The sequence below is a fragment of the Pseudomonas viridiflava genome, assembly GCF_003702045.1.
GTDB lineage: Bacteria > Pseudomonadota > Gammaproteobacteria > Pseudomonadales > Pseudomonadaceae > Aquipseudomonas > Aquipseudomonas viridiflava_C.
Genome location: NZ_RBTP01000031.1, coordinates 1 through 20,709, shown reverse-complemented (window position 1 = coordinate 20,709; position 20,709 = coordinate 1). Strand labels below are relative to the sequence as shown.

The 20,709-nt window shown below is 57.4% G+C and carries 18 protein-coding genes and 4 pseudogenes; 13 read left to right on the top strand and 9 right to left on the bottom strand.

What is annotated here, in order from left to right:
* Positions 1-147: 147 nt before the first annotated feature.
* From ALP40_RS10015 to ALP40_RS10005, 3 genes are all read left to right on the top strand, one after another.
* Positions 148-1,359, top strand: coding sequence for an ATP-binding protein (locus tag ALP40_RS10015; protein WP_122208127.1), 1,212 nt, complete (start codon positions 148-150; stop codon positions 1,357-1,359).
* A gap of 170 nt (positions 1,360-1,529) precedes the next feature.
* Positions 1,530-1,850, top strand: a complete 321-nt coding sequence (locus ALP40_RS10010) for a hypothetical protein (RefSeq protein WP_122208126.1) — start codon at positions 1,530-1,532, stop codon at positions 1,848-1,850.
* 62 nt (positions 1,851-1,912) lie between these two features.
* Positions 1,913-3,079 (top strand): PQQ-dependent sugar dehydrogenase, encoded by a 1,167-nt coding sequence (locus tag ALP40_RS10005; protein WP_122208125.1) that lies wholly within the window; start codon positions 1,913-1,915, stop codon positions 3,077-3,079.
* Between the two features lie 75 nt (positions 3,080-3,154).
* On the opposite strand, the gene ALP40_RS10000 is transcribed toward ALP40_RS10005, so the two are convergent.
* Positions 3,155-3,463: a PepSY domain-containing protein gene (locus ALP40_RS10000; RefSeq protein WP_122208124.1), complete on the bottom strand. Its 309-nt coding sequence runs from the start codon at positions 3,461-3,463 to the stop codon at positions 3,155-3,157.
* Positions 3,464-3,748: 285 nt separating this feature from the next.
* Between ALP40_RS10000 and ALP40_RS09995 the strand changes: the two genes are divergently transcribed.
* The 4 genes from ALP40_RS09995 to ALP40_RS09980 all read left to right on the top strand — a co-directional run bounded on the left by ALP40_RS09995 (position 3,749) and on the right by ALP40_RS09980 (position 9,044).
* Positions 3,749-5,920 (top strand): TonB-dependent siderophore receptor, encoded by a 2,172-nt coding sequence (locus tag ALP40_RS09995; RefSeq protein WP_122208123.1) that lies wholly within the window; start codon positions 3,749-3,751, stop codon positions 5,918-5,920.
* Positions 5,921-6,199: 279 nt separating this feature from the next.
* The gene (locus tag ALP40_RS09990; protein ID WP_122208122.1) at positions 6,200-7,516 is read left to right on the top strand and encodes an MFS transporter; all 1,317 of its coding nucleotides are present in this window, start codon (positions 6,200-6,202) and stop codon (positions 7,514-7,516) included.
* 336 nt (positions 7,517-7,852) lie between these two features.
* Complete coding sequence (locus ALP40_RS09985; RefSeq protein ID WP_122208121.1) at positions 7,853-8,107, top strand: LuxR C-terminal-related transcriptional regulator; 255 nt, start codon at positions 7,853-7,855, stop codon at positions 8,105-8,107.
* A 217-nt stretch (positions 8,108-8,324) separates the two neighbouring features.
* On the top strand, positions 8,325-9,044 hold the full coding sequence (locus ALP40_RS09980; RefSeq protein WP_122208120.1) for a hypothetical protein: 720 nt from the start codon (positions 8,325-8,327) through the stop codon (positions 9,042-9,044).
* 338 nt (positions 9,045-9,382) lie between these two features.
* On the opposite strand, the gene ALP40_RS09970 is transcribed toward ALP40_RS09980, so the two are convergent.
* On the bottom strand, positions 9,383-10,459 hold the full coding sequence (locus ALP40_RS09970; RefSeq protein WP_122208118.1) for a diguanylate cyclase: 1,077 nt from the start codon (positions 10,457-10,459) through the stop codon (positions 9,383-9,385).
* Between the two features lie 253 nt (positions 10,460-10,712).
* Entirely contained in the window at positions 10,713-11,927 is a 1,215-nt protein-coding gene (locus ALP40_RS09965; RefSeq protein WP_122208117.1) for an MFS transporter, read from the bottom strand.
* Positions 11,928-12,037: 110 nt separating this feature from the next.
* Here ALP40_RS09965 and ALP40_RS09960 point away from each other — a divergent pair, with 110 nt between their 5' ends.
* Complete coding sequence (locus ALP40_RS09960; protein WP_122208116.1) at positions 12,038-12,946, top strand: LysR family transcriptional regulator; 909 nt, start codon at positions 12,038-12,040, stop codon at positions 12,944-12,946.
* 26 nt (positions 12,947-12,972) lie between these two features.
* Here ALP40_RS09960 and ALP40_RS09955 read toward each other — a convergent pair whose 3' ends face one another.
* A complete protein-coding gene (locus tag ALP40_RS09955; protein WP_122208115.1) occupies positions 12,973-13,557 on the bottom strand; it encodes a polyribonucleotide nucleotidyltransferase in 585 nt (194 codons plus the stop codon).
* A 169-nt stretch (positions 13,558-13,726) separates the two neighbouring features.
* The gene (locus ALP40_RS09950; RefSeq protein ID WP_122208114.1) at positions 13,727-14,092 is read right to left on the bottom strand and encodes a topoisomerase DNA-binding C4 zinc finger domain-containing protein; all 366 of its coding nucleotides are present in this window, start codon (positions 14,090-14,092) and stop codon (positions 13,727-13,729) included.
* A gap of 213 nt (positions 14,093-14,305) precedes the next feature.
* Here ALP40_RS09950 and ALP40_RS26130 point away from each other — a divergent pair.
* Both ALP40_RS26130 and ALP40_RS09945 read left to right on the top strand, forming a co-directional pair.
* Positions 14,306-14,587, top strand: a pseudogene (locus tag ALP40_RS26130) (PAS domain-containing protein); the annotation flags it as partial.
* A 252-nt stretch (positions 14,588-14,839) separates the two neighbouring features.
* Positions 14,840-15,871: a methyl-accepting chemotaxis protein gene (locus tag ALP40_RS09945; protein ID WP_409077514.1), complete on the top strand. Its 1,032-nt coding sequence runs from the start codon at positions 14,840-14,842 to the stop codon at positions 15,869-15,871.
* Between the two features lie 828 nt (positions 15,872-16,699).
* Here the strand turns inward: ALP40_RS09945 and ALP40_RS09940 are convergent.
* Together ALP40_RS09940 and ALP40_RS09935 are read right to left on the bottom strand one after the other, a co-directional pair.
* The gene (locus tag ALP40_RS09940; RefSeq protein WP_122208308.1) at positions 16,700-17,422 is read right to left on the bottom strand and encodes a DUF4225 domain-containing protein; all 723 of its coding nucleotides are present in this window, start codon (positions 17,420-17,422) and stop codon (positions 16,700-16,702) included.
* 79 nt (positions 17,423-17,501) lie between these two features.
* Positions 17,502-17,615 (bottom strand): annotated as a pseudogene (locus ALP40_RS09935) (transposase domain-containing protein); the annotation flags it as partial.
* On the opposite strand from ALP40_RS09935, the pseudogene ALP40_RS09930 reads away from it, so the two are divergent.
* From ALP40_RS09930 to ALP40_RS09920, 3 genes and pseudogenes are all read left to right on the top strand, one after another.
* Positions 17,613-17,915, top strand: a pseudogene (locus ALP40_RS09930) (hypothetical protein); the annotation flags it as partial. The pseudogenes ALP40_RS09935 and ALP40_RS09930 overlap by 3 nt on opposite strands.
* A gap of 418 nt (positions 17,916-18,333) precedes the next feature.
* Complete coding sequence (locus ALP40_RS09925; protein WP_122208112.1) at positions 18,334-18,783, top strand: hypothetical protein; 450 nt, start codon at positions 18,334-18,336, stop codon at positions 18,781-18,783.
* A 121-nt stretch (positions 18,784-18,904) separates the two neighbouring features.
* Positions 18,905-19,585, top strand: a complete 681-nt coding sequence (locus tag ALP40_RS09920) for a hypothetical protein (protein WP_024643718.1) — start codon at positions 18,905-18,907, stop codon at positions 19,583-19,585.
* Between the two features lie 115 nt (positions 19,586-19,700).
* Here the strand turns inward: ALP40_RS09920 and ALP40_RS25815 are convergent, their stop codons facing one another.
* Both ALP40_RS25815 and ALP40_RS09910 read right to left on the bottom strand, forming a co-directional pair.
* Positions 19,701-20,297 (bottom strand): hypothetical protein, encoded by a 597-nt coding sequence (locus ALP40_RS25815; protein WP_259640694.1) that lies wholly within the window; start codon positions 20,295-20,297, stop codon positions 19,701-19,703.
* Between the two features lie 28 nt (positions 20,298-20,325).
* Positions 20,326-20,709, bottom strand: a pseudogene (locus ALP40_RS09910) (hypothetical protein); the annotation flags it as partial.

Here is a 20,709-nt window from a genome sequence, read left to right as displayed (position 1 = left end):
TTTACAATGAGTCGCAATCTGTCTGGATTCTTCATGTAACCGTTGAACGAAACGACAGGGTTTCACAAACGGTGATATACAAAACAGCCTGTGCGTCTAAAATGTCTCGTCATGCACAACACTCAACAGCTTCGTCACAGGACGGACATGCGGCAATCCATTGCAAATGATGTAGCCACAATCAGTCGCATCAGCGCGGTCCCTGCCATCCTGCAAGTCGTGTCCGAATCCACCGGTCTTGGCTTTGCGGCAGTTGCGCGGGTGACCGATACGTCGTGGACGGCTTGCGCCGTTTTGGACAAGCTGGACTTCGGCTTGAAGGCGGGCGGCGAGCTGGAGTTGACCAGCACCATCTGCCATGAAATCAGCGCGTCGCATCAGCCCGTGGTGATCGATCATGTGGCCGAAGATGCCAAGTTCTGCGCACATCACACGCCGCGGCTGTACAACTTTCAGAGCTACATCTCCGTTCCGGTCTTCCTCACCGATGGTTCGTTCTTCGGCACCATCTGCGCGCTCGACCCCAAGCCTGCAAAGCTGACCGGCACCCCGATTCTGGCGATGATGGACTCGTTCGCGCGTCTGCTGGCGTTGCAGCTGGAAGCCGAGAATGACATGCAGCAGGTGCAGGCTGACCTGCTGGCCGAACGCGAAGTGTCTGAATTGCGTGAGCAGTTCATCGCCGTGCTGGGGCATGATCTGCGCAATCCGTTGTTTGCCATCAATGCCAGCGCAGAGTTGCTGTTGCGACGGCCGCTGGATGACAAATCCCAACAGATCGTCCACCACATCCTGACCTCCGGCAAACGCGCCTCGCAACTGGTCGACGATGTGCTGGACTTCGCGCGCGGGCGTCTTGGGCATGGCATTCCGTTGAGCATCCACGATGCGGCCGGACTGGATGCAACCCTTGAACATGTGGTGTCCGAGATTCAGCGCGTGCACCCCACCCGGCAGATTCGTTCCCAGGTCGGCACGCTGGAACACATTCGTTGCGATCACGAGCGGATCGCGCAGTTGTTGTCCAACCTGGTATCCAACGCGATCAGTCATGGCGACTCGGCCAGCCCGGTGGATGTTGAAGCGGTGGTCAGCGGCGGCTCGTTCGTGCTCAGCGTGACCAACCAGGGCGAGCCTATTCCAGAGCCGGTGCTGTCCCGGTTGTTCCAGCCCTACTCTCGGCCGGTCACCGACCAACCGCAGGCGGGTCTGGGGCTTGGCTTGTACATTGCCAGCCAGATCGCCGTCGCGCATGGCGGTACGCTTGAGGTCTGTTCCACTCGCGAACAGGGCACCACGTTCACGTTCAGCATGCCGCTGGTGTTGGCTGAGTTGCCTTCACAGGTCAGTTCACAGTAACGATTAAGCGCCGCCAGCCCTGGCGCTTACGGCGTGTCTGACCATCCTTGTTACAAACTCTCCAGGCGCTTTACTTGCCCAACGCCACCACCAAGTCGAACCTGAAGCCCGCATCGCCATCAAAGGCCTGAGTCTTCACTGTTTCCGACGCCAATCCTGAGAGGTACGTGATGAACACTTTTGTGCGCAAGCTGGTCTGGGGCGCGCTGTGCGTGTTATCGACCATGAGTGCCGTTCAAGCGCAAAATCTGCCCAATAGCACCCAAAACAACGGTGCCAGCAGTAACCCTTACAACAGCCCGATTCATCGCGCCAATCCCAATAGCCGCCAAGGCACCGAGTCGAGCGTGCCGCCATCGCGTGTGCCCAACATTGCACCTCCCGTGCGCAAACCGACGCTGGAAAACGGTGGCATTGGTAATGGCTATCCCACTCGGCAGACACCTTCGCGTCCTTCCACGCAGAACCCTGACCGGCAACGATCCAATTGATCCCTCGACGTCACGCTCCTGCCCTGAGGCGGGACATCCAATCCATGCATAAGGAATCGCCCATGTTCAGAAAAACCCTGTTTGCGACGCTGTGTGCCACTGCCGTACTGAGCCTGCCGCTGTCTGCGGGTGCTGCGCCTGCCGAGCAGTACAAGAGTGAGCTCGGCACCGTGACCGTAACGCCGGTCGCCGAGGGCTTGAACTACCCGTGGGCGCTGGCGTTTCTGCCGGACAGGAAAGGCATTCTGGTCACCGAACGCTCGGGCAATCTGAGGCTGGTGTCTGCAGACGGCAAGCTGTCTGCGCCGATCTCCGGCGTGCCGCAGGTCTGGGCTCAAAAGCAGGGCGGTTTACTGGACGTCGTGCTTTCGCCTGATTTTGCCAAAGACCGGATGGTGTACCTCACCTATTCCGAGGGTAGCGGCAAGACCGCCGCCGAGGGTGACACGGCAGGCACGGCGGCAGGGCGTGGACGTCTGTCGGCTGACATGACCAAACTGGAAGACTTCGAGGTGATTTTCCGTCAGGAGCCCAAGCTGTCGGTGGGCAACCACTTCGGCTCGCGGATGGTCTTCGACCGCGACGGCTACCTGTTCATCGCCCTGGGTGAAAACAACGAGCGGGCAACGGCACAGGATCTGGACAAGCTGCAAGGCAAGATCGTGCGGATCTTCCCGGACGGCAACGTTCCCAAAGATAACCCCTTCGTCGGCCAGAAAAACGTGCGCCCGGAAATCTGGTCCTACGGCCATCGCAATCAGCAGGGTGCAGCCCTGAACCCTTGGTCGGGGACGCTCTGGACCAACGAACATGGCCCCAAAGGGGGCGACGAAGTAAACATCATCGAGCGTGGCCAGAATTACGGCTGGCCGCTCGCAACCCACGGCATCAACTACTCCGGCGAGCCAATCCCGGAAGCCAAGGGCAAGTTCGTCGAAGGCACCAAGGTGCCGTTTCAGGTTTGGGAGCAGTCACCCGGCATCAGCGGTATGGCGTTTTATGACGATGGCCGTTTCAAGGCATGGGATCACAACCTGTTCATCGGTGCGCTGGCCACTGAAGAGTTGATTCGATTGCAGTTCGAGGGCGACAAGATTGTCCATGAGGAGCGTTTGCTCAAGGACATGAAACAGCGCATTCGCGATGTACGCCAAGGACCGGATGGTTATTTGTATCTGCTGACCGACGACAGTAAAGGGCAACTGCTGAAAGTTGGGCTGGCACAGTAAACACGTGTTCAGGACAAAAAAATTCCCACGTTAAGTGGGAATTTTTCCTACACCATTAATGCTCTTTATTAGGCATTAACGATCTTGTTCGTCACGAACGACTGCACCGGTCTTGGCGTTGACGTCGTAGTTCCACTCCACGCCTTTGGGATCTTTGAGTTCGATCTGGTAGATGTAATTGCCGCCAGCGTCCTTCTCAAGTTCGGTGTCGTGGATCTGGAAGCCGGAGTGCTTGGCCAGCGCTTGTTTGTTGAACTGCTCGAAGTCACCGACGGTGCCGGCTTTCTGTAGACGGATAACTTCGTCAGGGCCGATATCAGCTTGGGCAGCACCGGCAGCGGCGGTCAGGGCAACAGCGGCGAAGAGGGCAGACATAAGTTTCATAAGATGTTCCTTCTGATTGATCTGTTCTAATGGATTGCTGGCTCGCTGATTCGTTCAGCGGCTTTGTTGAATTCAGATTATCCAGGCTGACTTAACTCACGCTTAATTAACGATCGTGTCGTTTTGTTGCATGGGGCTGCCAACACACAGTTATCTGCCCCACTGGCCCATGCAACGAGGCGCACGAGGAGGTTGAAAAAAACAGTGGGTAAACGTAAAAGGTTGCCCCCTGCCTGAAGGTGCTTCGCATCTGTCCGGGCGCTCGATCCTCTGGAGTCCGTTCAAATGAGTTCGCCATACCGACCTGCCGTGCGTTTTGCATCGCGCCTGCTGCCATTGGGCATGGCTGTCGCCTCGCCGGTGCTGGCGGTCGAACCGTTGACTCTGGACGCGGTGAACGTTTCGGGCAGTCGCGAAGAACGCGTCGGCGACTACAAGGCTGCGCAGGCTTTTGTCACCGGTTACGATCCAGCTTCCTTGCTCGACACGCCGGCTTCAGTGTCGGTATTCACCGAGGCGTTGATTCAGGATCGTCAGGCCAGGCTGCTGAGCGAAGTGTTGCGCAATGATGCTTCCGTGGGGGAAAGTTACGCGCCGGTGGGTTACTACGAAAACTTCGTGGTGCGCGGGTTCTCGCTCAATGCCGCCAACAGCTACCGCATTAATGGCCGCAGCGTCACTGGCGAGCAGAACGTGGCGCTAGAAAACAAACAGCAGGTCGAACTGCTCAAGGGCCTGTCAGGTCTGCAAAGCGGCGTTTCAGAGCCCGGTGGCGTCCTCAACTACCAGACCAAACGCGCGGCCGATGTGCGCTCGGTCACCGTGTCGACCAACCAGCAGGGCGAACGCTACATCGCCACCGATATCGGGGGCTGGTTCGGCAGTGAAAAACAATTCGGTCTGCGCGCCAATCTGGCCCATGAAGACATTCGTTCCTACGTCGAACATGCCGATGGTCAGCGAGACTTCGCCTCCCTGGCGTTTGACTGGAGCATCAGTGACCGCGCCTTGTTGCAACTGGACGTCGAGTATCAAACCAAAGAGCAGCGTTCCGTGCCCGGTTATCAGTTGCTCGGCGGCACGGCACTGCCTCACGATGCCTCGCCGCGTAAATTACTGGGCTATCAGCGCTGGTCCAACCCCGTCGGCATTGATTCTTTGAACATGAACGGGCGCTTCGAATACCGCTTCAACGACAGCTGGAAAGGCAGCGTCAGTGCGTCGCGAAGCCGCGTGGTCATTGACGATTACAGCGCGTTTGCGTGGGGCTGCTACGGCTCGGCCAGTTGCGCGGCAGAAGCGGTGCCCAATCACTTCAGCGCCGAGGGCGACTACGACATCTATGACTTCCGTAGCCCGGACGACACGCGCCGTAACGATGAAGTCGAGGCGGCCATGTCCGGCACCTTTACCACCGGCCCGCTCTGGCATGAGCTGACCTTCGGCACCAGCGCCTATCGCCGCACGGTGGACACGCGGGGCACCTTCAACGAGTTCGTCGGCTCCGGCAACATCAACGCGTCACCCGAAGCCGTCGCCCCATCCGACCTGCCGCTGCCGCATACCGAGCGCCGCCTGGACAGTCGTCAATACGGGCTGTTCGTGACCGACCGCATCAGCTTCAACAAACACTGGCAGACCGTGCTGGGCGGGCGGCAGGTGCGTCTCGACGAGCAGGCTTACGCCGAGGACGGCAGCGATGCGCGCCATACCCAGCGCTGGGTGTTTCTGCCCCAGGCCGCATTGATTTATAAGCCGGTTGACAATGTGTCGCTCTACACCAGCTACAGCAAAGGGCTTTCGCTGGGCGGGACGGCGGCTTGGTTCACCCGCAACGCCAGCGAGATTCTGGCTCCGACCGTGTCGCGCCAACTGGAGGCCGGGGTCAAGTATGACTGGCAGCGCATGAGCTTCACGGCTGCGGTGTTCCAGGCGCGTCAGGCTTATCAATATTCCAGGCCCAACGATGACGGCACCTTCACCTACGTGCAGCAGGGCGAACAGAAAAACACCGGTCTGGAGTTGGGTGCCAATGGCTGGGTGACCGATCGTCTGCAGATGTCCGCCAGCGCCGCAGCGATTCGTGCGCGGGTCGAAGGCAGCGGCACCGAGGCGTACGAGGGCCATCAGGCGCTAAACGTGCCGAAATACCGTGGCAGCCTGCAAGCTGATTACAGCCTGCCGGTTCGCGGTTTGGCCCTGCTCGGCGGCGTGCAGTACAGCGCCAGCAAAATGGCCGACCGGCAAGGCACGGTGCAGGTCAATGACTACGCACTGTTCAACATCGGCAGCCGCTACAGCACCAGGCTTGGAGGCTACGACACCGTCCTGCGCCTGACGATCGACAACCTGTTCGACAAACGCTACTGGCGTGACGCTGGCGAGTACTTGGGCGATGACTACCTGTTCATGGGCGCTCCGCGAACTGCCAGGCTCTCCGCCTCGGTCAATTTCTGAGTCAACCGTTGAAGCGGACGCAGAGCGTCCTGAGAGGCAATCCCGCGGGAGCGTGGGGAGCGATCAATGACCTCCCTAACGCTGATCGGGCCCACGCTCTGCGTGGACATATATCCCGTGACGCTGCGCGTCACATCAGAGGGCAGCGCAGTGGGCGGGGATCGGCCGTCGCGCGGCACTTGAACACCGCTTGCAAACCCCACAGCCGGATCCAAGCTTTGCTATTCTTCGCGCCCAGCGAGCGCGGGACGCGCTTTTCAGCCATGTATCGGGGGCTTCATGACAGCCATCGTTCGACCACCTGCACAGCCTTTCAGCCGTGGCGACTACAAGACCCTGAGTCTTGCAGCGCTGGGCGGGGCACTGGAAATCTACGATTTCATTATCTTCGTCTTCTTCGCGCTGACCCTCAGCCAACTGTTCTTTCCACCTGAAATGCCTGAGTGGCTGCGTCTGCTCCAGAGCTTCGGCATTTTCGTGACCGGCTATCTGGCGCGGCCGCTGGGCGGAATTCTGATGGCGCATTTCGCCGATCGTCTGGGGCGCAAGCGAGTGTTCAGCCTCAGCATCCTGATGATGGCGCTGCCGTGCCTGCTGATCGGCATCATGCCCACCTACGCCCAGATCGGTTATTGGGCACCTTTGGTGCTGCTGGCCTTGCGCATTCTTCAGGGCGCAGCCGTTGGGGGCGAGGTGCCAAGCGCCTGGGTGTTCGTCGCCGAGCATGCGCCAAGCGGTCATCGTGGCTATGCCTTGGGTGTATTGCAGGCGGGTCTGACTTTTGGCTACCTGCTGGGCGCGCTCACTGCAACCTGGCTGGCGCGTGTGTTCAGCCCCGCTGAAATACTCGACTGGGCGTGGCGCATTCCCTTCCTGCTGGGCGGTATATTCGGTGTCGTGGGCGTATGGTTGCGCCGCTGGCTGAGCGAAACCCCGGTGTTCATGGCCCTGCATGCCCAGCGCGAAGGGCTGCAAGCGCTCCCCCTGAAACAGGTCCTCAAAGACCATCGCGCATCGTTGCTGCCAGCCGCGCTGCTGACCTTCGTACTGACATCGGCGGTGGTCGTGCTGGTGGTGATCACGCCGACCGTCATGCAGCAGCGCTTCGGCATCAATGCCAGCCACACCTTTGCCCTGAGCGCGGTAGGTATCGTATTTCTCAACATCGGTTGTGTGCTGGCCGGCATGCTGGTCGATCGGATCGGTGCCTGGCGCGGCGTTATGCTCTACAGCGCACTGTTGCCGCTGGGCATTGGCGTGCTGTATGCCAGCTTGATCGAGCAATGGTTGCCAATGGGCCTTGCCTACGCCATTGCGGGCCTGGCCTGCGGCATCGTGGGCGTGGTGCCGTCGGTCATGGTGGGCCTGTTCCCGGCCAGCATCCGCGTGTCGGGGATCTCGTTTACGTACAACATTGCCTACGCGTTCTGGGCCAGTACCACGCCGTTGCTGCTGATTGCGCTAATGCCCTGGAATGTCTGGGTCTGTGTGCTTTACGGCCTGGTCATGGGCGCCATAGGCCTTCTGACCGCTGTGGTGTTCGGCATCCGCAGAGGCGTTGAAGTCGATGACAGAGCGCTGCGGCGCGCCAGCTAGCAAAACGGCAGCCGAAGCGTTCTACATACACGTCGAGCGTTTCGGGTACCTTCACATGCGCGAGCGCCCAGGTAATGGCTGATAGTATGCGTCTGCCATTCAGTAGATTATTTACAATTTTAGAAGTGGTTGGCCGTTTGCTTGTAGTTGAGTTCTATGTCTCGCATACGAATGCGTCATGTGTATTCGTAGGATAATTCTTTTATTTCGCTAGTCATAAAATAACCCTCAATAAAGTAGTGCCGAAGTCGATTTAATCTTGAGGTCGTGAATAAGGTTTGTAAGAGGTATCCTACTTCTTCAATGGATGAACAGCCATAACAGGGAGGCCGCTTCATGTGGGCAACAAGTCGAGAACAAGAGGTCTTGGGGCTATTGCTGCAGGGGTACACCAATAAGCAGATCGCGCGCCAGCTCTGCATCAGTGACTACACCGTGCGTGATCATGTGTCATCGTTACTTCGAAAGAATCAGGTCAAAAGTCGCACTGAACTGATGGCTCGTTGCGTATCATTCCTGATGTCGCCAGGTATAAAACTGCGACCCCCTACATCTGTCGGATTGTGTACCGAAATCATCTCGTCACAATAGGGGCGTCAGTTAGTAGTCTGTACTGTACACAGGTCGGGTGATCTTTTTCTTTAGCGCCATTCAATGATGTGGGCTTATTCGATTCAGCGTTAAATCGGTGCTTCGATGTGTCAGATTTTAAGGGGCTGGCGTTCCTTGACGGAGGCAGAATCTGGCGCGGCGTTTGCTGGGCCTGATTGTTTGCACCACCACACGAAAAAAATAAAAGGAGCAACTTATGGCGGTTTGTCTTATCGGCCCACAGTCTCATCCCGATCAGTCTTCGCGGCTGGATTCGCACACTGCCGACATCAATCGGACGACAGATTTTCAAGAGCTGGCGGCACGGCAGTCGATGCTTTCGCGAGCGACCCTGGTCCAGCAGCAAGCCGCGCTGCTAGGCCCATCGGGCCCGTTTGCGAAACTTTCCCGACAGGTCAGGGAGCAGGGAAGGCAGGCACCCGTTCTCAAGGACCTGGCGAACCTTCATGACCGTACGCGCAAGACGTTCGCCGAGCAGGCCGCGCTGTTCGTGCTGGGCGCGCTTTGCCGACGGCCTCCATCGGACAACCCCTTTTACAAGATGCCCCGAGAGCGACTGTGCTGCGTCTTGTTCGACGACACTTCGCACTACACCCTCGTGGAACGCTTCGCCGCAAGCGATGCCTTGAAACGCAGCGACAGCGAGTACTTCGCCAAACTCATCGCCACCACACAAAATACCGTGGAGCGCCGGATCGTTTTCCGTGGCTTGCTGGAACATTTCGACCGTCTACTGCCCATCGAAAAAAGCATCTATCCGTTGGACTACCGCTGCGTTCAGCAAGCGCATCTGGATCACGAAGAAAAATTGTATGGCCCGTTAGAACTTGATCTGCCCATTAGCGTGATCTTTGAAACGCGTGAACCTGAGTGGCTACTCGATCAATTGCATGGACGCCAACGCGTTATCAACTGATCCGCGCACGCTACGTCAACGGGTAAAAAAACACTGTGACGCGTTGTCGTCGCGGCGGTGTCGTGCTGCCGCTTTTTAGCAAGGAAGTCGTTCATGCGAATCACACATCCAGGCAGTGCTACACGCGTGGCAATCATGCAGCTCGACAGAAGAAACGCATCCAGTCGTGAGTTGGCGTCAAAGGCTGACGGTCTCACCGACGAAGAAAGCAGTCGAACCTAAAGAAATTACCCTCCAATCCCTGCGCGCCGACATACGCAACGCTTTCTTTCAGAAGATGGGCGTGAAGAGCTTTTCATCGCTGTTTTCGTTGTGGTTCAAGGATAAGCGTTGATCCTTCAGGTCTGGGTGCGCATGGACGAGCAGTCCGCCCGGATGTCGTCGGCAATCACCACACGATTGCGGCCGGTACTTTTGGCGAGGTACAGCGCCTTGTCCGCTTCGTGCAGCCAGGCAGAGGTATCGCTCAATGAGTGGTTGTAAGCCGCGACGCCAATGCTGAGGCTGACTTTGAGATCTTCATGCAACGAATAGCTGAGTTCGTCGATGGCCCTGCGTAGCTTTTCAAGCACTCTGTTGGCTTGAGCGGTGGTTACACCCGGCAGGATCACGCAAAATTCGTCACCGCCGCAGCGCCCGGTCAGGTCGGTTTTGCGCAGGTTATCGACCAGCGCCTGGCTAATGCTTTGCAGGACGGTATCGCCCACCAGATGGCCGTAGGTGTCATTGATGGTTTTGAAAAAATCGATATCGATCAGTGCAATCACACATTCCTGATTCAAACTTCTGCTTTTTGCAAATTCGATATCGAGCAATTCTTTCCAGGCACCGTGATTGAGCAGGCCGGTCAGGCTGTCGGTGCGGCTGAGCCGGTGAAGTATGTTTCGGTGTTCGCGCAGTTTGAGCGTGACCTGATGGCTCATCCAGCCGATGAAAATTGGGTAGATCACCAGAACCGGAAGGCAGGCATACATCTGCAGGGCGGTGCTTTCCAGGTTGACGGTCGGATTAAGTATCAGCACAGACGCCATCACGCCCAGCGCTTGCGCGACAAAGCCTCTGAGCATCAAGCGGGGGCCAGCAGCCGCGATGTTGTGCATGGCCATCATCGCGACCACGGTGATGCCGGGCAGCACACTGAAGCCCATCGCGCCGATCCAGAAACCTCCGGCAAAAGAGTCGGTCAGCAGGTTGCGCCATTCGGCCTGGTAAGGCTGTCTGGACGTTCTAGCCAGTTGATAGGCGACGTGCGGCCACACCAGCGCGTTGAAAAGCGCTACGGGCCATAACCAGAGCGGGGCGTTCACATGGAGCAGGGATACTGCGACGGTGATTAAACCTACGCTGACGCCAACAGTTCTTGGCGCGTAGATGCGCTTGGCAAATGCCAACCCTTTACCTTGATAGCGATTCATAACGCTTACCGGAATCTGACTTGAACCGGTCAGAAACCCTCATCCTTGACCGAAAGGTAAGAGTTTGGCGCGTCACAAATGCCAAGGGAAGATCATTTTGCCATTATTCATACAGAACTGTTCGTAAGGCCCAGTGATGTGCTGTGAAAGGTATACGTTTGGATGGATGAAAACCTGGCAGGCCTCCAAAGACGTATGACCCGTCAGCGGGGCTGTCGATAGATGCTCAGGACAGCCCCACCAGCCAGAAGGGTCAGACCGCAGCGGCTGTCGCTGCGGTCTGGTCTTTGCGCGACATCGTCAGCCACGCCAGCGCGATGGCCAGCAGGGCAACGACAGCGGCCACGTAACCCACTGCTTCCAGGCCCATGTACTCAATGGTCACACCGCCAATGATCGAACCCAACCCGATCCCTGCGTTGGCGGCTGAAACGTTCAGCGTGCCCGCCAGCGCCTGAGCCTGCGGAGCGGCCTTCATGACCCGAATCTGGCAGACCGGAAACAGGGCCGTGTGCGCAATGCCCCATACGGCCAATACCACCGCCAGCAACGGCAGGGATCCTGCGGCCGGAACGCTGGCGGTCATCCCCAGAGCCAGCACCAGTGCAAATACCATTGTCGAGCCCAGCGGGCTGCGATCAACGAAGCGGCCGCCTAACGCGTTACCGATCAGGCCAACCGCGCCGAAGCCCATTAACCACCAGCCCACTTGAGCGGACTCGATGCCAGCGATGCGTTCCAGGGTATCGGCCAGGTAGGTGTAAGCGCCGAACATGGCAGTGAACAACAGAATCGACAGCAGCAGATTGGCGATGAAGTGCGGGTCGCGCAGGATTCTGGCCTGCTGAGCCAGCCCCACCTTGGCCGTGGGTGCCAGCGTCGGCATCGAAATGGCTAACAGCAACGCCATCAGTGCGGACAATACGGTCAGCGCCCAGAACGCGCCGCGCCAGCCCACGGCGTCGGCAAACACAGTGCCCAGCGGAATACCAAAAAGCATGGCCGCTGAGATGCCCAGATACACCTGCGCTACCGCTTTACCTGCCTGATTGGGGCCTGCCATGAGGCCGGCTGTTTCGCTGGCGGTGCCCCAGAACACCGGCAGCGCCAGGGCGGGTATGAAACGCGCCAGCGCCAGAATCCAGATGTTGCTCGACAGGGCCGCCAGCGCATTGGACGCGGCGAAGATCAGCAAAATGACGATGAATGTCCGTTTGCGGTCCAGGTGCGAGAGCATCGCCGTCAGTGGCGGGCCGAACAGCATCACCGTAAAGGCGAACAGAGTAACCAGCAACCCGGCGCTGGAAATCGAAATGCCCAAGTCCCTGGCCAGTGCAGGCAACAGGCCGATGATGAGAAATTCAGTCGTAACGATGACAAAGCCTGCCAGCGCCAGAATGGCAATCGACAGACCTGCGCCGGTCGAGCGTTCGCTCGCGGCGGTGGAAGATGTTTCCTGAGACGGCATGACACAAATCCAGTAGAAAATTAGTGTGCCAGCATATTGCAGAAACCATTTCCTATCGTTGGCGAATATTCCTTACATTAAGGAAATAAATTCATCAGTGGTAATGAGCCGTGCTTTCTACCGATCGCCTTAAAGGTATCGAAACGTTTGTGGCAGTGGCTAACGCGGGCAGCTTCACGGCGGCGGCCGAGCGCCTTAGTCTGACCAATTCTGCTGTCAGCAAAAGCGTGGCGCGCCTGGAACACCGATTGGGCATGCGTCTGTTTGCCCGTACCACCCGAAGCCTGGCGCTGACCGAGGAGGGTGCGGCCTACCACGCCGTTTGCACGCGGATGCTTGCCGAGCTGGAGGAGGCCGAGACGGCCCTGGCGGCGCAGCGCTCCGAGCCTGCCGGACAACTGCGCATCGATCTGCCGGCGACGTTCGGTCGATTGCATGTGCTGCCGCAGATTCTGACGTTCGCCAGCAACTATCCCAAACTGCGCCCGCACGTCACGTTTACGGATCGCTTCGTCGATATTCTGGAGGAGGGCATTGATGTTGCGGTCCGCATTGGCGGCCCGTCGATCTGGCCGGCTGGGGTGGCCCATCGTTGTCTGGGGACCGAGCGCGTTATTTTTTGCGCAGCGCCTGCCTACTTGCAACGGTATGGCATGCCTCGCACGTTCGACGAGCTGAGGGATCACGCCTGCATTCTGTTCGGTCGAGGCGATGGCAGCGTCAGCCCCTGGCTGTTCGTCGATGCGCAGGGCCAGCCCGAAACCCGAGCGGTCGAGCCACGCATCGTGGTGGGTAATGGGGAAGCCCAGGTCGGCGCTGTGACGTCAGGCTGTGGCATCGCGCAGTTGGCGACCTGGTTGATCAAGGACCAGTTGCAGCGTGGCGAACTTGTGGAAATTCTTCCCCACCTGGCCACCGACGGTCTTTCGCTGCACCTGGCCTGGCCACGCAGCCGTGAGTCACTGCCCAAGGTGCAAGGCCTGCTGACGTTGCTGTCAGGGGCCTTACGCGTGGATTGACTGCCTGTGTACTGATCGACAGTGGGTTACTGACCGATGATTTGCTTGATCAACGCAGCGTGTGCCTTTGGATCTTTCGCGTTGGACACCACGTTCAGCACGGCGGCGCGTTTACCTGAAGCCGCGACGAGGGTGGTGCTCAATACTTTCGTGTCGCTCATGGTCGCTGACGTGTCGACTTGACGAATGCCCAAACCATTCTTTTTAAGGATGGTCTTTTCACTCAGTTTCTTGAAATCCTTGCCTGCGCTCTGCTGGGCCATCGTGCCGGTCACTAGGCCATCGAGTACCACGCTGTCGTTGTCGCCGACTTCTACACCCATAGGCAGCGGCGTTTGTGTCGCGATCACCACGCGCTTTTGAGTCGAATCCGTGTAAAGCGCCCCCGTTACCCCGGCCGCTTTGGCCTTGTCATCGATCTCGGGCATTTCACCCTGCACGAAACCTGCGGGCAGCGTGAACGCCAGCTTGTCGTCCAGTAGCGATGCTTTCTGAGCGGTCGTGGCAGGTGCCGTTGCCTGCGTTTTGGTGGCGGCCTGAGCGCTGACCATTCCTTGCACGCCGACCAGCGCCATGCACATCACGATTGCCTTGAGACTGAACGACTTCATTGAAACTCCCTGATGGTTGATAACGGATCGACAGCAGTGTGCCTGAGTGAATGTGAGCAGGCAGATGGAAAAAAGTGCCATGACGCTGGCAACCTTCTAGCGGTGATTGTGCCCATGCTTTGCGCTCAGCGTTATACGCACGTCAAACCGCGCGGAATCCAGTTTAAACTCATGGCGTGCGAAAAATCGGTCGAATGCCTCGGCATTTCGGATAGGCCTCACACCCCCAGAACTCCCCGGCATTCTTTCCGGTACGTGCCACCTTGATCACCATCGGCTTCCTGCAATGCGGACAGTCAGGAACCGCAGGCTTGACCACGGCTGCCGGAAGCGCGGACTTCGATCGCTTCTTTCGCGGTTTGGTTCTGGTTCTCGCAGGTGCAGCTTTGGCAGGTGCGTCAATGACAGGCAGATCAGTGTAATCACGGTCCGCGTCCGCTTTTCGACGCCTCATGATCCTGTCCACGGCCGCCCTTAAAGGCTTACGGATCGCCTCAATAAAGGCTTGCAGAGGCGGTTGAGTCTTGCGCGTCATCAGAGCCTCAGTAAATGATGAATCGTTCAAAGGCGGCATGGTGCATAGCGCACAACTGTGAAGTAAAGCGCATCCGTATCGCTCCCCATTAAAGACCCTCGCCTGTTGGACGATACAAGAAGCGTTGGATCGTCGGTTGTGCCTTTGCGGGGGTGTGCTACACCTTCATGGCGTGCCCAGGATATTTCGAAGTTGCCAGGGAGTGGATTTTCAATGCGTGTGAACATGCCGATTACTCAGACCGAGCGGACCTTTCCCGCGTCTGAGCGTCTTATCTCCACGACCGACCTCAACAGCCACATCACCTACTGCAACGATGCCTTCGTTGCGCTCAGCGGGTTCACGCGCGAAGAACTGATCGGGCAGCCACACAATCTGGTCCGCCACCCCGACATGCCCGCTTCGGTGTTTGCCCACATGTGGGAAACCATCAAGCAGGGTAAACCGTGGATGGGAGTGGTCAAGAACCGCTCCAAGCAGGGTGACTATTACTGGGTTAGCGCCTACGTGACTGCCGTGTATGAAAACGGTCGCATCGTCGGTTACGAGTCCGTCCGTTCGCTGCCGACCCGTGATCAGGTTCGTCGGGCCGAAGCGCTCTATGCTCGCCTGAGGGCCGGCAAGTCAGCGGTGTCACCAGCCAATACGGCGGCCTATCACCTCATTCGCCAATTGCCGATAATTCTGTGTGCGCTGGCCTTGATCACGGGTGTTTATCTGCTGGGCGATGAAGCATCGTTCGGCCTGATTCTGGTCACGCTGATCGCTCTGGGTGGTTTTCTGGAAATACGCCATCGCAGCAGCCTGCGCAAGACGCTTGCCGAACACCCCAAATCGTTTAACAGCGCGTTGGTGGCGCTGACTTACAGTGACAATCGCGGCCCGCAAGCCCAGCTGGATCTGGCGATGCTCAGCGAGGAAGCCCGCTTGCAAGCCGCCCTGACTCGCCTGGTCGATACCGGTGAAAGTGTCCGGCAGCACGCCGGGCAATCGGCGCAGTTGTCGATCCGGCAGGCCGAATCCCTTGACCAGCAACGCAGCGAAGCCGATCAGTCGGCCACCGCGATCAACCAGATGGCGGCAACCATCCAGGAAGTCACCCACAATGTGCAGAACACCGCGCACGCTGCCGAAGAAGCCGACAAGCTCGCCCAGCAAGGCAGGGGGCTGGCAGATGAAAGCCTGCTGGCGATCCGTCACATGGCCAACTCCGTGACTGAGATCGGCCAGGCAGTGGGGGACCTGGCCAGCGCCACGCAATCGATCGGCAGCGTCGTGGACGTCATTACTTCCATCGCCCAGCAAACCAACCTGCTGGCGCTTAACGCCGCCATTGAGGCCGCCCGTGCCGGCGAGCAGGGCCGTGGCTTTGCCGTCGTCGCCGACGAAGTGCGTTCGCTCGCCTCGCGCACACAGTCCTCGACCGAGCAGATCCAACAGATCATCACCTCCCTGCGCGACGGTGCCGACCGCGCTGTGCAGACTGCCAGCAAAGGCGAGCAGATTTCTCAGGAAAGCGTCGCCAGCGTCGAAGCGGTGCAAAAGGCACTGGACGGCATCAGCCAGTCCGTCACCCGCATCACCGGCATGAGCCAGCAAATGGCGTCCGCCTCCGAAGAGCAGAGCCACGTCGCAGAAAACATCAGCCAGCAGATCACCCGCATCGCTCAACTCTGCGACCAAAGCGCTGGCCAGGCTCAACAGGGTTCGCAAATCAGCAGCGAACTGGAACAGATGGCGGAGTACCTGCACAGTCTGGCGGAGCGGTTTAGTCGGTAAACGGTGTCAGCTGTTGTGTTGCTGACAGCGCCGTCGAGCAGCAAAAACGGTTGCGTAGGAGCGCGCTTGCCCGCGATCACCTCAGCCCAGCCGCTGGATATGGCCATAAAGATCTGCCGACTGGAGCAAGCGCTTCTACACATAGATGCAGTGGTTCAGGTACTACTGGGTATCGGTGGGCTAGAACATAGAGCGTTTCTTTTTTGAGTACCAAGGCTTGATCTCGTACGTGACAGTGTGAGCGCAAGCATGGGCAACAATCATCACCAACGAAAACCATCCTAGAATTGAGCTGTCTTGCTCTCCATAGAAAGGGAGGCTGTTCTTTTCGATAAAGCGCATGTGAAGATAACCAAAGAAGATGTTGTATGTAGTGTTAATCCCTGATTTGACAGCTGTAAAATTTGATCCGGACCATCTATAGCGTGTCCATAGGGCGGGAATGTAAATGCTATCCCGCAACCCAGAAATATAATGTATATTATTTCATTCATCGATGGCTGTCCGGTGAAAAGAGGAAGTGTTGTAAGTTTTTCGTTGTCCCTATTCGGCGGCTGTCTTTATCCGTGGCGTAGGTAGCAGAAGTGCGAACGCTAACGGGATGAATAGCGCTAGCCATCTCAGCGGTATGCTTCTCAGCGGTATATCGAAAGGCAGTATTCCATAGGTCGCAAATTTCAAATACAGGTGGCCGCAGAATACGTTGTAGGGAATGTAAGTAAGCGTATGGGTGTGGAGAAGTTTTTTGCTGAGAAAACGCATGTTGCCCAAACTGAAGGGGCGAGCAGCAATAGTGTTATGCCGACGAATGCGCTGTGACTCAATAAATCATTCACATGCACATTCCACCTGACCCAAAACTGCTCCAATTGTGATCAGGTCGCTCATTCCCTCCAAAGAAAGAACTGTAACTGGCATGGTTTTATAGGCCATTACACGATCTGCTCTCACGTAATCAAAAAGTTTCCAGGCGTCAGGCTTTACAACAAGTCTGATCGCGCCATACAACGACATCCCGAGATCAGCTGTGCCATAGGCGATATTTCCCGCGCAGGAGCTGAGCCCGCCTGCCTTGGCAATTTCTTGGTAAGTCGTTCTTACCGGCCCTTCAACATCTGAGCGGTCCTCAAGCAGACCTCTACCATTTTCATAAAGGTTGTTACCGCCATGAAGCATCAATGGCGCTCCGAAAAATACGCAGAGTGTTCCAGGTGACGCGTAACAAATTCCTGCGCCACCCACCAGTTGTAACGCTCCGGCGACGGCACCAATGCTTCTCTGTGCAATTGCGGATGACTGTCTTATCAGTCGCTCATGTTCCGCCTCAATCGCCTCCAGCCCCTCATCAACACTCTTCCTGCTGGCCTCCACATCCCGAACGATCCCTTGCGCGTAATAAGCTACGTCCCGATTGAACTGCAGCCTGAGCGTTCCGTCGCGGATGTGACGGGCAGATACCGTACAGGCCTGCCCGGCGAGATGACCTGCGGCCTCGCTGACCCGCCACAGGTCGTGGCCCGCTGACGCTTGGCGCCTGTCCAGCAGGCTCATTGCTCGGTAAGCCAAGAGGCACAGCCCGTGGTATGTAAGCGCTCCATAAACCTCACTTGGCTAAAGATAGGTAAAGCGCTTAGCTGTGAAGTCGAGGTTCGCAGTTCCACAGCAGCAAGGCTTCGTAATCCTCTACCGATGTCGCCGTTGGCAAGCGTTCAAGTGCGTGGCGCAGCCACGCATAGGGCTCCTGAGCCAATACAAAGCACACCAGCAGTCGCAACAGCCACGACTCGCAACAGCGCAATTCGTTGAATCCGCCGTCGTGTGGCAGTGGGACCGGAAGCGCACCTATATCGCTGAATGGAGCGTGGCAGGCAATCAAATTGACGACACCAGCGTATGCCGTAACTGGCGCAGAGGCTCGATCGAATACCGGGAATGCCGCAAGGGCGCCAAGGTGTATTTCAAAGAACAGTGCAAGCGCCTCCCCGAATCAGGCGCCCGCCAACGCTATTGCAGTAAAGCGAGCGGGTTTAGTCCGTTGGGCTGAGCGCCCCACGGCCAGCTCGACGAGGGCACCCAGAACCTCAGCACGAACGGCACTATCAGACGACAATACGAGGCCGCCGCTTATTATTTTATTTTTCTGAAAAACTACTGAATGCACTACCGCCACCGTATCCAACATGATACAAAACGCCACGACGGATTTTACTGAAGCCAGGCCTTGATCAGGTTTTAATAACATGGAAGTAAGAATGCGTAAATATCCCCCTCATTGCCCTCTCTACACTGCCCAGACGACGAGCCACTGATTCGACTTTCCGATTAGTTGGCGTGCCGGTTTTATCAGTACCTTTGCGCCTGCCTGCCCGGTTTTCCAGCGTCGGAAAATACCGCCGTCGCTCTCTATGTCTTCACGCTGTACCCAACATGAAGTTGATCGTCAAACCCAAGGAGCGTCACCCATGAAATCCCCAAAACTCTTACTGTCCTCCCTTGCGCTGGCTGCAATGACTGCGGCTGCAACGGTTCAGGCAGGTCCTCCCGTCACAGTAACTTTCAAGAATCTGAGCGCTGAGGCTGCGGTATATCAGGTCGTCACGAGCAATGAGGCCTCGACAAAGCTGAACGCAAAACCGTCAATCGCTGCGTCAGTCCAGGCTGGAAAGAGCGATGTCTACGCGGTGCAGAGCAACATCTCCCCAGATACTAATTACGCCAGCGTTCGATATGCAATCGGCTCTAAGGTGTGCGTATTTTCGACCACTTTCGTCAACCTCCCCGGGGCGGGTGGCGTCAAGGTACCTAAATGGACGCGCACGGCCACGCCAAGCGGTGGCGCGATCTGTACCGCAACCTCCGGCGTGACTAACCTTTCAACCTATGCCTGGGCCGCCGAATTTACGATGAAGTAGGCTTCTTGCGTGCGCGTCTTCCCGATGCGCACGCGCTGATAAAAACTCAAGACTTTTCGCTCCGCGCCGATAGTTCTAACACCAGTGCCATGGACGTGGCCCACGCCGCCAGGACGCAAATATGATCGACAGCAACTCTATCTCAAGCTTTCTTGCCAACAATACGATCAAGACGGTCGCTAAAACCGCCTCCGTGGCAACCGAGAATACTGCTGTCAAAGAGCTGGTCTCAACGACAGATCGCTCGGACACCGCAACACTTTCAACGCTCGCGAAGCAATTGAATGACAGTGCTGCGCGTGCTGACTCGCGTGATAGCACCCTCGGTTTCAAAGACTTGGGAACTCTGGCGAAAGATATCATCGACAAGGTTGCAGGCCCCAGCTACTACGCCAACCGAAAACTGCATGACGCCGAGGTCCCTGACACAGACGATCCCGCACTTATCGAGCGAGCCAGGCAGGCTACTCAATTTGCAAACGGAACAGGAAAAAACCCGTTCGCGGGCCTGTCTCAAGATCAGCTACGCCTGGTGATATACGACGAAAGGGGTGACTACACTGTAAATGAAAGAAATGCGGCCTATTCAGAAAATTACGATATTGAACAGGCGTGGAAAAGAGACGTGACGAAGCGCTATGTCGACGAATACAACGAAACCGGCAAGAGTACCCAATCACTGTTCATGATGCTGGCTCACTACAATGAACTTCCACCGATAGAAAAAGCGCAGTATCCCGCTAATTACGCAGCCAACCTTGCATCAGGCGACAGCTCAGTGCTGGAAGCCCTCATATCCTAGTTTCGACCAGTTCAAGTACTGGGTAAAAATACAAACGAATCCCTCTGCGCTTAGAAAGGTCGCGGTAGGAATGGCAGCCACCTGCCACCCCCCGCACAGATCCGTACGTGCAGAATTACCGCATACGGTTCCTGCCTTGGGTTTTGACGCCGAAGCGGGTTATGGGATAAGGATGCATTGTTAGCTCACGCGGATACGGGATGAACAGCCTTGCCAGCGCAGTCATACGCTCCCAATTCAGTCGGTGTCGCTGACTCCTCCGTTTATCCTTGATGTCTAACAGCTCATAAAGGGGTTTCACAGTGGGCTCGGCTTTGTGGTCGCTGCTCACTTTGGCGGACGCATTCGTGGATGTCTTCGTGTCGGGCTTTTGATTGGGCTGAGGCGGCGTCTTGTCTGGACGGGGTGGAGGCGTCTGCTGATGCGCTTCTTGCTGTGGCGCATTTTCGGGTTTGTTGTTCGGACGCTGCGCCGTTTGTGGCTCAGGTTGTTGTGCGCTATCGGCACTCGACTGATGGAGCTCGTTCAACACTTGCTCCGCGATGTTGTGCATTACCTTGCTCAGGCTCAAACCGCTGGAGAGGTAGGCATTGCGCAGGCTCGCCGCGACCGCGTTGTATTTATCGTGCCCGGAACCGGGTGCGGCCAGCGCATCGGCAACGGTCTTGCCCAGAGAAAACAGCGCTTTGCCCGTGCTGTCACAAGCCTTCAAAAAGCTTATCACTTCAGGCTTTGATGCTTCACGCTCCCCAGACCACGCTGGCTACGTCAAAAGCGGCCCGTGCCAAGTTAAACCGTCCGCCCTTGACGTGCGTCTCCACATGATTAACCGCTTCCTTGCCAAGCAAAGCATCCACAATCACGGAAAGCCCTTTGCGCTGACGCTCGCTAAGCTGGCTTGCCTGTTTCAGCAACGAGTCCGTCATCCGCAACGCCACCTTGCCAGCGACATGGCTCGCCACGTTAAAGGCCCGATCCAGCTTTGGCTTGTTCGTCTCTCTGAATGCTACCCGCGCCAATGAAGACGCCATGTTGGAGAGATTGATTATCGCGCGTCCCCAGGGATTGATACCGCTTAGTGGCGAGGGGGGGAATCGGTTCCGGGGTGGGGCGGGGCGAATACC